This is a genomic window from Acidovorax sp. sif1233 (genome assembly GCF_019218755.1).
GTDB lineage: Bacteria > Pseudomonadota > Gammaproteobacteria > Burkholderiales > Burkholderiaceae_C > Acidovorax.
Window position 1 is genome coordinate 943,871 of the sequence record NZ_JAHUWZ010000002.1, and the last position, 11,431, is coordinate 955,301.

The 11,431-nt window shown below is 67.6% G+C and carries 6 protein-coding genes; 3 read left to right on the top strand and 3 right to left on the bottom strand.

Annotated elements, in window-relative coordinates:
- Positions 1 to 212: 212 nt before the first annotated feature.
- Genes KW843_RS11740 through KW843_RS11750 form a run of 3 tightly spaced genes read right to left on the bottom strand, consistent with a single transcriptional unit; the run spans position 213 to position 6,823 of the window.
- Entirely contained in the window at positions 213 to 1,502 is a 1,290-nt protein-coding gene (locus KW843_RS11740) for a beta-propeller fold lactonase family protein (protein WP_218295277.1), read from the bottom strand.
- The gene (locus KW843_RS11745) at positions 1,499 to 5,242 is read right to left on the bottom strand and encodes an IPTL-CTERM sorting domain-containing protein (RefSeq protein WP_218295278.1); all 3,744 of its coding nucleotides are present in this window, start codon (positions 5,240 to 5,242) and stop codon (positions 1,499 to 1,501) included. The genes KW843_RS11740 and KW843_RS11745 overlap by 4 nt, the downstream gene beginning before the upstream one ends.
- A gap of 51 nt (positions 5,243 to 5,293) precedes the next feature.
- Positions 5,294 to 6,823, bottom strand: a complete 1,530-nt coding sequence (locus tag KW843_RS11750) for a choice-of-anchor Q domain-containing protein (protein WP_218295279.1) — start codon at positions 6,821 to 6,823, stop codon at positions 5,294 to 5,296.
- A 176-nt stretch (positions 6,824 to 6,999) separates the two neighbouring features.
- Here KW843_RS11750 and KW843_RS11755 point away from each other — a divergent pair, with 176 nt between their 5' ends.
- The 3 genes from KW843_RS11755 (at position 7,000) to KW843_RS11765 (ending at position 10,810) form a co-directional block, all read left to right on the top strand.
- The gene (locus KW843_RS11755) at positions 7,000 to 7,677 is read left to right on the top strand and encodes a response regulator transcription factor (RefSeq protein WP_218295280.1); all 678 of its coding nucleotides are present in this window, start codon (positions 7,000 to 7,002) and stop codon (positions 7,675 to 7,677) included.
- Positions 7,678 to 7,688: 11 nt separating this feature from the next.
- Entirely contained in the window at positions 7,689 to 9,665 is a 1,977-nt protein-coding gene (locus KW843_RS11760; RefSeq protein ID WP_255594679.1) for an ATP-binding protein, read from the top strand.
- Between the two features lie 701 nt (positions 9,666 to 10,366).
- The gene (locus KW843_RS11765) at positions 10,367 to 10,810 is read left to right on the top strand and encodes an ASCH domain-containing protein (RefSeq protein ID WP_218295281.1); all 444 of its coding nucleotides are present in this window, start codon (positions 10,367 to 10,369) and stop codon (positions 10,808 to 10,810) included.
- The last annotated feature ends 621 nt before the right edge of the window (positions 10,811 to 11,431 follow it).

Below are 11,431 nucleotides of genomic sequence, written 5' to 3' on the forward strand. Positions count from 1 at the left end.
AAAGCCTGGGCGCTAGACCCACTTCGTGCGAACTGTGCTCACCGGCCCGGCTAGCTGCGGCGGTCTGAGACGACAATGGGCAATGGGAAAGTTTCAGCGCACTCAGACGCACGCCGAGCCACCCTCCCACCTGCTCAGCCATCGGGCCTGGAAGGTCGATCCGAATACCTTCGCCAGGCCCGCAGCGACCCACAGTGCCAGGTGGCGCAAAATTACAATGGTCGAGCGCATGCCAGTGGATCCTGCTGTCCAAACGAGCAGTACAGCGGCGGGTTTGCCGGTGGCGCTATTGGTGTACATAAGAGGATGTGCCAGTGCTGGCAACATATGCGCTCGAGAGCTGCGGGGACGCAAGCCGCGCCGCCGGATGCCCGCAGGCCCGCCCCGAAGCCTGAGCCCGGTCCGGCAACGCCAGCGCGCCGCGCAGGCCGCAGGTGCTTCAGCCCAAGGCCCCCTAGCCCAGCCGCGAGCAGCAGCAAGGCCCAGGCCTGAAGGCTGGGGATCGCGGCGGGAGAGACTGGTGCTGGCACGGGGCCGCCGACGAACAGGCCCAGTGCTCCGGGACTCCACCCCACGGCCACGGTGGTGGTGACAGTGTTTGTGGCCAGATCGATCACCGAGACATTGTTGGAGCCGCGGTTGACCACGTAGGCGCGGGTGCCGGCGGGGTCTATTGCCACACCAAGAGGACCGTCGCCCACTGACACGGTGGCGACGGCAGTGTCGGTGGTCAAGTCGATTACCGAGACATTGTCGGTGCTGCGGCTGCTCACGTAGGCCCGGGTGCCAGCAGGGTTCACCGCCACCCCCATGGGGCCGTTGCCCACGGGCACGGTGGCTGCGACGATATTTGTAGCCAAGTCGATCACCGAGACATTGTCGGAGGTGAGGTTAGCCACATAGGCACGGGTACCGGCCGGATTCACCGCTATGGCAGAAGGGTTGGAGCCCACTGGCACAGTGGCAATGACGGTGTTGGTGGCCAGGTCGATCACCGAGACAGTGTTGGCGGCGTAGTTGGCCACATAGGCATAAGTGCCAACCGGGTTCACCGCCACACCGTAAGGGCGGCTACTCACAGGCACAACGGCCGTGACGGTGTTGGTGGCCAGATCGATCACCGAGACAGTGTTGATGGCGTAGTTGGCCACATAGGCATAAGTGCCAGCCGGATTGACCGCCACTCCCGTGGGAGTGTTGCCCACAGGCACTGTGGCGACAACAGTGTTGGTGGCCAGGTTGATCACGGAAACATTGCCGGAGCCAGAGTTGGCCACATAAGCGCGGGTGCCGGCCGGGTTCACCTCCACGCCGTAGGGGTTGGTGCCCACGTTCACAGTGGCTGTGACAGTGTCGTTGGCTACGTCGATGACCGAAACAGTGCCGGAGCTGCTGTTGGGAATGTAGGCAAACGGGGCCGCCTGGGCGGGGCCGGCCAGGGCGCAGGCGGCGAGCAACGGCCACAGGAAGCGCGACCGCCGGCGGAGGCGGGGTTGTGTCATGACAGTCTCCTGGTGTGCAGCACCATCAGGCCCAGCAGCACGGACAGCAGCAGCAGGCCCCAGGCCGAGAGCGTGGGAATGGCCTCGGCCGCCAGGGCCATGGGGCCAGAAGGGTCTGCGATTTCACCGTTGGGCGTCCAGTCGTCGTCACCTTGCGCGCCGTCGGTCAGGGTGAAGCGGGCCGTGTGGCCGCTGATGACAAGGCCGGCAGGCTCGAAGTAGCTGGGCTGAGTGTCGGTGCGGGCGGCCAAGCCGTACTTGGTGTAGCCGGCCACGGGCTCGGGCCAGGTGACCTGCATGGCAACGGCGGTGGTACAGCCCACGAGCTTGATGCGCAGCAGGCCCTGAGGCAGCGTGTGGCCCGGCGGCAGCGCGGCGGGCGCGGCCTCGAAGCGGGTGGCGCCCAGGTTGAACCGGCAGGCGGGGCCGCCACCGGTGAAGGTAGCGCTGCCGGTACCGCCCGGGCCGCTGGCGGGCACGGTGGTGCCTTCGAAGTATGGCGCGCAGGCCACCTGCACATTGCCCACGTTGGCGGCGACGTTGCTGCCACTGGCGTTGGCGATGGTGCAGCGCTGGCCCGTGGGCTGGGCCTGCACGGTGACTGCGTAACTGCCGCCATCCGCCACGGGCTGCAAGAAGGTGAAGCCGCCGTTGGCCTGCACCGCCAGGTCTTCGTTGCCGTTGCGCAGCACCAGGCCGCTGCCCGTAAGGCCCGTAGCGGTGCCGCCCAGTGTGTGGGTTTGCTGCGGCAGCGGCGCAAAGGTCGCCGTGATGGTGCAGGCGCTGGTGACCGGCGCGGTGGTGTAGTCGTTGTCGCCCACGCCCGTGGGTGTGCCGTTGCAGCCGCTGATGCTTTGCGTGATCTGGCCCGCAGGCGGCGTGGCGTGGCATGTGACGGTGCCGAGGTAGGCAACCGCGTTGGATGTGCAGGCCATAGCGCCAGCAGGCAGGGCGGTGACGGCGTAAGTGGCAGCGGCGCAGGCCACCTGCACGCTGATCACATTGGCGGTGGCAGTGCCGCTGCCGCCCGTTACCGTGCAGGTCTGGCCCGTGGGCGGGGTCTTCACGGTGACGGCGTAGCTGCCGCCATCCGCCACCGGTTGCAAGAAGGTGAAGCCGCCGTTGGCCTGCACCGACAGGTCTTCGCCACCGTTGCGCAGCACCAGGCCAATACCCGTAAGGCCCGCTACCGTGCCGCCCAGGGTGTGCGCGATGGGGCCGGAGAACTCGGCGCTCACGGCGCGCGCCTGGTCCATGGTGATGCTGCACGTGCCAGTGCCGGAGCAGGCGCCGCTCCAGCCGATGAAGGTGTGGCCCATGGCGGGCATGGCAGCGAGGGTAAGGAGCTGCGGGGTGCCCTCGCCAGGGTAGTTGTAGCTGCAGGTGCCAGTGGCGCAGGCCGACGGGGCGCCGTTCACGACGCCCATGCCGGTGACGGTGACCGCCAGTTCCACATGGGTCCGCCGCTCCAGCGCACCGATATCGCAAGGCGTGGCGCCCATGCCCTGCGGGCGGGCGATGCCGCGCTGGTCGATCGGCAGGGTGCAGGCCACGGCGTCCTGCAGCAGGCTGGTGAGATCGGGCAGGTAGCCGTAGAGGCTGGGGAAGCCATCCATGCCGTTGGCGCCGAACGCGCCCAGTTCGGGGTCGGCGTCCAGCGTCACGCCGTTGCAGGTGGCGGTGCCGCCCATGGGGGCCACGTTGCCGCCCGCGCAGCCGTCCTGGATCAGGCTGTCGGTGATGGTGGTGGAGCCCGTGAAAAAGGTGACGGCCTGAGAGCGCGTGGCCGCGCTACCCCACAGCACGGAGTTGCGCACCCCCACCACGCCGCCCTGGGTGAAGAGCGCGTTGCCGTTGCCACCGGCCATGTTGCCCATGAAGGTGGCGTGCACCGCGTCCACGCGGGCATCCCCGTCCACCCCCACGATGGCGATGGCGCCGCCGGGCCTGCCGGCGGAGGACTGGTTGATGGCGAAGGTGGCGTTGCGCACCTGCATATGGCTGGTGCCGCCGCCCTCCGTCAGGCTGTGGATGGCGCCGCCGGACACACCCGCGCCGTTGCCTGTGAAACTGGCCTGCTCGATCACCGGGCTGCTGACGCCGCCGCTGCCCTTGGCGAGGTTGTACATGGCGCCACCGCTGCCGTTGTAGGCGTCGTTGCCTTCCATAGAAACATTGCGCAGCACGGGGCTGCTGGTGCCGCCCTCGCCCCGGTTGTAGATGGCACCGCCGTGGCCCTCGGCGTGGTTGTTGCTGATGAGGACATTCGTCAGCACCGGGCTGCTGACGCCGCCCCCGCTGGCGTCGTTGAACAGGGCCCCGCCATCGCCGTCGGCGTACGAGGCGCCGATGTGCACCCTGTTTATCCAGGGGCTGCACACGCTGCCCACGCCCGCGCCGTTGCAGTACAGCGCGCCGCCGTTGGCCCCAGGCCCGGCCGCCGCGCCCTGCAGCAGATACACGCTGTCGATCAGCGTGTCATCAAGCGGGATGCCCAGGCTGCCGTCCAGGTACAGCACGCGGCTGTTGTTGTTGGCGTCCAGCACCGTCAGGCCGGGAGACACGGACTGGGGCCGCTCGGCCAGCGCGGCCTCGGTGCCAATGAAGCCGCCGTAGAGCTTGACGTTGCGCTCGATGACGAAGCCCTGCGCGCCGGACGGCACGTAGGGAGTGCCAGCGGATTGCTTCAGCCAGACCTCGCTGCAACTGGGTTCGGCCAGCGCAAAGTCCAGGCTGGCGGCCTGCGGCCAGCTGGTGCCGTCGCCGCTGCCGCTGGGCGTGACGCGGCAGGCGCGCGGCGCGGGCGCAGCGCTGGCATGGAGGGTGAAGAGCATGCTGCTCTCGCGCACCTGGGTGGCTTCGTCGCCGCCGTTCGCGGCGGCGGCAGCGGTGCCGGTGGTATCGCCGCTGCGCAGGCTCAGGGTGGCCGTGGCCTGCTGGCCCGCAGTGGCCGGGGCCGGCAGGCGCACGCGGATCTGGTCGCCGCTGGTCACGATGGCCTCGCGCACCCAGGAGCCTGCGCCATTCACGCGCAGGCGGCCATTGCCGCTGATGCGCACGCCGCCCCACGATGCGCCTGCGCCCGACTGGCTGGCCAGCGGGGTGGTGATGTTGTAGATCACAACCATGCCCGCCGGGACGGTATCGGCGGGCGGGGACGCAGGCAGGTTGGCAAACGGCTGTCCGCCGCGCACCAGGCGCGTTTCTCCGCCGGAGTTGGTGGAGAGCCAGGTGCCCACCTGCGGCTGCTGGTCGAACAAGGTCTGCCAGGCGCTGCCCTGGTTGCCCGGCCGGGGCGATGCCGTCCAGAGCGACCCGTGCAGCCCCCCCTGTCCATGCACGGTGGGCAGCACCTCCCGGTTGAGGCGGAAGTCCGGGTCAGGGCAGCCCGCTGCCAGCGCGCTGTTCTCCAGCTTGTAGGGCAGCCGCCAGACGCCGGTGTGCAGGCGGTCTTGCGCCAGGGCCGCGTTGACGCCCCAGTCCTCCTGCCCGGCGAACGGCGTGGGCAGCCAGTTGTTAATCCAGTCCGTCCAGGGCTTTTGCTGATCGGCTAGCGTGCTGCCCTCGATGGCGCGCGACCAGACCAGCCCCGTCTCCCAGTGCATCGCGCTGGCGCGGCCTTCGGCCTGGCCCACGATGTAGTCACTGGTGGCGTTGGGGCTGGCGCAGGTCTGGGCCAGCCCCACGGCGGGCAGCGCCAGGCAGGCGGCGAGGAGCGTGGGAAGAATGGTTTGCTTCATTTTTTATAGCTTCTTGCGCTTATTGGATAAGGGGTAAAGGCCAAAAACACTTCAAACCCTGCGGCGCAGCGCGAGCAGGCCGAGCAGTGCACCCAGCAGCGCCAGTGCGCCGCCGCCCAGCGTGGGAATGGGCTGCGCGCCGCCGGGGCCGGGGCCCGCGGTGGGGGCAAAACGGGCCGACACACTGCGCGCCCCGTCGATCGCCACGGTGCAGGTGGCGCCCGTGCCAGTGCAGGCGCCGCCCCAGCCCGCGAAGGCCTGGCCCGTGCCGGGCGTGGCGGCCAGGGTGACGTGCAGCGGCGCACCCTCATCCGTGTAGGTGAAGGCGCAGGTGGCGGTGGTGGTGGCCGCGCACAGGGCCGGGCCGCCCGCCACGGTGCCGTGGCCGGTGATGCCGACGTTCAGCGGATAGCTGCCCAGGCGCCGCTCCACCGCGCCGATGTCGCACTGGCTGCCTTGCGGGCGGGCGGCACCGCGCTGGTCGGTGGTGGCGCCGGTGGCAGCGCAGTCCACCGCGTCGATGGCGCTGCCCGTGGCGCCGGGCATGCGGGTGAGCGTGGGGCCGCCGTTGTCTTGCAGCGGGCCGAGTTGCGGGTCCAGGGCCAGGTTGCCCGTGCCGGCGAAGCCGCCCTCCACGATGCTGTGGCTGACGGTGGTGCTGGCCTCGATGATGTCGCTGATCTGCGGTCCCGTGGTGGTGGTGTTGCCCCAGAAGATGCTGGCGATGACCTGGGGCATGCTGATGCCGCCGCCGCCGCCGAGGCTGTAGAGCGCGCCGCCTTCCTGCGCCGTATTGCCGCTGAATGTGCTGTGCGTGATGACCGGGCTGCTGTTGCCCAGGTGGCCGCCGTTGCTGTAGATAGCACCGCCGTGCGTGGCGGCGTGGTTGTCGTGAAAGGTGCTGTGGCTGATGGCGGGGCTGGCGATGGCGCCCGGGGCAAAGTTGGCGATGGCGCCGCCCGAGGAGGCCCGGTTGCCGCTGAAGGTACTGTGGCTGATGGTGGGGCTGGCGGGCGCCATGCTCATGGCGCGGTTGAAGATGGCGCCGCCACCGCCAGCGGCAAAGTTGCCCGAGAAGACGACGTGCGTGATGCGCGGGCTGCAGGGGCCGTGGCACAGCAGGCCGCCGCCAGCGTCCATGGCGGCGTGGCCCCGGGCGATGCTCAGGCCGTCGATCACCGTGCTGGCGGTGATGTGGCCGCCGGGCGTGGTGCCGTCCAGGCGCAGCACGCGGCGCTGGTTCTCGCCGTCGAGCACGGTGGCGCTGGCATTCACGGGCGCGGGCCGCTCGGCCAGGGTGCTTTCGGTGCCCATGAAGCCGCCATAGAGCGCCAGGTTGCGCGCGATGCGAAAGCCCTCGGCATCCGCCGTCTGGCTGTAGCTGCCTTGCGCGAGCCAAATTTCGGTGCAGGCGGCATCCGCCAGCGCGGCGGGCAGCGGCGCGGCCTGCGCCCAGGTGCTGCCATCGCCCGTGCCCGTGGGGCTGGCGCGGCAGACGGCGGCCTGGGCGCTGGCGCCGGACAAGGACAGCAGCAGCGTGGTGGTGAAGGACAGAAGGCGGTAGAGGGCGAGTTGAGTCATTTTTTGATAGCTGCTGGCGCTTGTCCCGCAAGGCCTGTAGCCCCGGGATACCTGTATCGCCTTGCAACACAAGGCTACGGTTTGACACAGCGCAAGGCTACGCAGCCTCCACGCCCCTGTCTGTCCCCCTATAGGACGACAGACGCGCGCCGGAGGCTGTGGCAGCATCCGCGGGCATGGACTTGCCCAACGACCCCATCCGCGTCGCCGTGGTGGAAGATGACGCGGCCTGCCGCATCGCCCTGGCCTATGCGCTGCAAGCCGCACCCGACATGTGCGTGCAATGGCTGGCGTGCAGCCGGGCCGAGGCGCTGGCCGCCCTGCAGGACGGCCCGCCGCTGGACGTGCTGCTGCTCGACCTGGGCCTGCCCGACGGCAGCGGCCTTGACGTGCTGCCCGCTCTGCAGGCGCGCTGGCCCGCGGCGGCGACCATGGTCAGCACCATGTTCGGCGACGAGGCGCACGTGCTGCACGCCATCGAGGCCGGGGCCATGGGCTACCTGCTCAAGGACCTGCCGCCCCAGGCCGTTCTGGACGAGGTGCGCAGCCTGCACGCGGGCGGCAGCCCCATCAACCCGCTGGTGGCGCGCAAGCTGCTGGTACGCCAGCGCCTCCACGCCCTGCCCTCCCTGCCGCCGCCCGCCCCGGCGCAGATCGACGCCGCCCCCTCCGCGCGCGAGGTCGAACTGCTGCGCCTGGTGGCGCACGGCCACTCGGTGGACGAAGTGGCCCAGGCCATGGGCGTGTCGCGAAACACGGTGCGCACCTTCGTGCGGCGCGTGTACGTCAAGCTGCAGGTGACGACCCGCGCCGAAGCCGTCACCACCGCGTTGCGTCAAGGTTGGCTGGAGTGACCCGCCAATCCATGAAAAATCGGGCCCTGGCGCTTATCCAGAAAGCGCTGGCAGCTCTCTTTTTGATAGTTTTCTGCCACCTGGCCCAGGCCGCCACCTCCGCCCACCTGGCGGCAGCGCAGACTTGGCAGTCGCCCAGTGCCGCCTGGGCGCCGCCGCCCTCGCTGCACGCGGCAGACGACGCGGTGCTGGCCTCCGGCACGCCCTGGCAGGCGGTCAACCTGCCACACGCAGTGCCCCGATCCCTGCGCGTGCTCGATCCGGCGCTGGCCAGCGGCGCGCCCGTGGTGCAGTGGTGGCGCCTGTCGCTGCCCGCCAGCGCGCTCGCCGCCACGGCGCAGGGCACACGCCTGTACATCCCGCGCTGGCAGACCATCGGGACGCTGGCGGTGTACGTGCAGGGGCGCTTGGTCTGGCAGTCGCGCGGCGACCGGCCCTGGAACAGCTTCAACGACCCCATCTGGATCAGCCTGAGCGCCCTGCCTCATGAAGCCGCGCACACCGGCGACCTGCAAGTGCACCTGCGCATGGCCAGCCAGCAGGGCGTGGGCGGTGCGCTGTCGTCGTTGTGGGTCGGCCCCACGACGGAACTGCTCACACCCTGGCGCTGGCGCATGTTCTGGCAGACGGGGCTGGTGTCGTACTGGCGCGCCGCCTTCCTGCTGATGAGCCTGTTCGCGCTGGCGCTGTGGTTCAAGTACCGGCGCAGCCAGCAGGGCGAAGTGCGCCTGTTCCTGCTGTTCTTCGCCATGGCGGCCTGCCAGTCGGTGGCCGCGCTGCCCTACTTGGTGGACAGCGAGGGGCTGGACATGGACTTCGCCTGGTTCACCTGGATCGCCATGGCCGCGCAGTTGGCCGCGCTGGGCTGCATGGTGTGCTTCCTGTGCCTGGCTCACGGCCAGCGCTGGCCGCGCGGGGGCCGGGCGCTGGCGCTGTACCTGGCGGCGGCGGCCCTCGCCGCGCTGCCGTCGTGGTGGCCCGCCTACACCGCCACGCTGCCGCTGCTGCGCCTGCTGATGGTGCCGCCCACGCTGCTGCTGCTCACGGTGGCCGCCGTGGGGGCCTGGCGGCTGCGCAGCGCCAGCAACCTGCTGCTGGCCGCCTGGGGCGCCATGGTGGCACCCATCAGCCTGCACGACATGGCCATGCAGAACTACTGGGGCAACATCGAAGGCATCTACCTCACGCCCTATGTCAGCGTGGGCCTGTTCACGCTGTTCCTGGTCCTCGCATTCTCGCGCTACAGCCACGCGCAAGACCAGGCCGCCCGCGCCCGCGCCACCCTGGCCGAACGCCTGGCCGCGCAGGAGCACGAACTGGGCCGCACCCACGAGCGCCTGCGCACCGCCGAGCGCGAGCAGACCCTGATGCTGGAGCGCCAGCGCCTCATGCGCGAGATGCACGACGGCGTCGGCGCGTCGCTGACCAGCGCGCTGCGCCTGGTGCAGCACGGCCAGGCCCGCCACCAGCCGGTAGACGTGGCCCAGGTCCTCAAGGAGTGCATCGACGACCTGAAGATCTCCATCGACTCGCTCGAACCCGTGGACGCCGACCTGCTGGCCCTACTGGCGGGCCTGCGCTTTCGGCTGGAGCAGCGCCTGGGCGAGGCCGGCATCACCCTGTACTGGCGCACCAGCGACGTGCCCGCCCTGCCCTGGCTTGATGCACAGAACGCCCTGCACGTGCTGCGCATCCTTCAGGAGGTGCTGACCAACATCGTCAAGCACAGCGGCGCCACGGCCATCACTGTCTCCACGGCCGAGGCCGCCCAAGGAGTAGATCCCGGTGTGCCCGGCGTGCAGGTGTGTGTGCACGACAATGGCCGCCCTTTCTTGCCTCCCGACGCCCTGCCCCCCGGCCGCCGGGGCCTGGGCAACGTACGCAGCCGCACGCTGGCCCTGGGAGGGCACTGCGGCTGGCAGCCCCTGCAGCCCTCCGCGCAAGGCACGGTGTTCACTCTATGGCTGCCGCTGCGGCGAGGTGGATGAGCGCCGCATGGCAGTATCACGTTGTCATTTTTTGTACTTTTAGCAATCTGGCCGTCTACGGCATCAGCCAACGGCACGGAATTGATCAGGGAACGGAACATGTCCAAATCGCCCTGCGGGCCCCAAACAAGCTCTTCTCCAACGGGGGCATCAAAGGCTGCCGCTTGCTGGGCAAGCGCGTAGTTGCCAGTGGCTGAAAAGCAGGTCGATGACGAGCGCTAGGTCATGCCTGAGACGATCTCCTGGAGCGTCTGCCTAGGCAGCCGGCCTGCCGCGTCGACGAGCCCTTACCGCACCGGTGGCGCCGGATCGTCGATTGAATGACCGCTCGCCACCGTTGTGAAAGCGGCAACGGGCCCGAAGCCGACGCTGGACCCCATTCCCCTAAGCGGTCATTGATTCGTACCCCAGTTGCTTGCGGCCCAAACGCGACTGTCGAGAGACCTGCCTTAGCAAATTCGCAGGCTATAGTTGGGCCAGATGAAGCCTGCGGGATTTGCGGGAATTTTTACACCTGAATGTTTGAGCAGCCCTGCGCTTGCAAACCCAGGCTGCAAGCCGCTTTCAGGAGGAAAAATTGTCCAGAGTATCCCGAACAATCCAGTCCATTCCCCAGGTTTTGCGGTCTAAGTTACGTTAGGCCGCACACTTTCAGCATTATGGTGATCCCCGCAAATGTCCAATCCATGTGGCGCGAGTACTTGGACATCGTTCGTGATGTCGAGGAAAGTCGCTTCTATGAGGCTTTCTCCTTCGGCGACTCTCCTGCAATGGCAGACGAACTCGGACAGTTGGTTCTAAGTCGCATAAAGCAGGCGACCGCCGGCTCCGTCTGGTCGTATGAAGATGCCGGGAAGCCAATTCCGAAGAAAGGCGATCTCAGTGTTGTCACTGACTCCAGCGGAAAGCCGTTATGCATCATCGAAACCATTCAAGTCGATATAGTTCCCTTTGATCGAGTTACATCTGAGTTCGCGTCCATTGAGGGAGAAGGTGATGGTTCTCTCACGTATTGGCGGGACGCGCACAGAGCTTACTTCACGCGGGAATGCGCTTCTTCCATGCGCGTCTTTTCTGACTCTATTCCCTTGGCCTGTGAGCAGTTCAAGGTGGTTTATCCGCTGCCAGCGCAAAGTGCCGGTTAGCTTAAGCGCTAAGCGTTGAGCGTCCGCTTTTGCTTGCCGCCACCAGCTACTTCTGGCCGTTGGCAGACCGTACAACATCGAATCCGTCCTCAATTCGGATTGAACCTTCAATCTCAACTGCTCACCAAGCCGCACATTTTTCGGTGCGATTTTGCGAATTGTTGTTGCACAATGTTTCTGAATAAGAGATTCAGGAACAGGAGGGGGCATGGCTCGCATCAATGCACTGTGCGTCTTGATCAAGGTCAAGCATCAAAAATCGACTGACAGGCGATCTACGCAGGTGCTCGGGTGAGGTACGCACCTCGGGCTATGCAGTCCAGACACCGCCTACTTCCCGATGGTCACATCGTCGTGACCGGGGCAGCCGGGGACTTTGCGTTCTTTGACAGCGAGGAATTCGATCGATTTCGCGCATCCCCGCAAAGGCTTGACCTTCGAAAACAAGCCGACTTGCGTGCCCGTTTTTTGCTCACCGATGGTGCTATATCAAGGTGAATCGCCCCGGGTTTTCTAGACACCTCTGAGCCTCAAACCTGAGGCCCAATAGGAGGTGCCATGAGTAAGCAAAGATACCCCGAAGAATTCAAGACCGAAGCGGTCAAACAGATCACCGAGCGT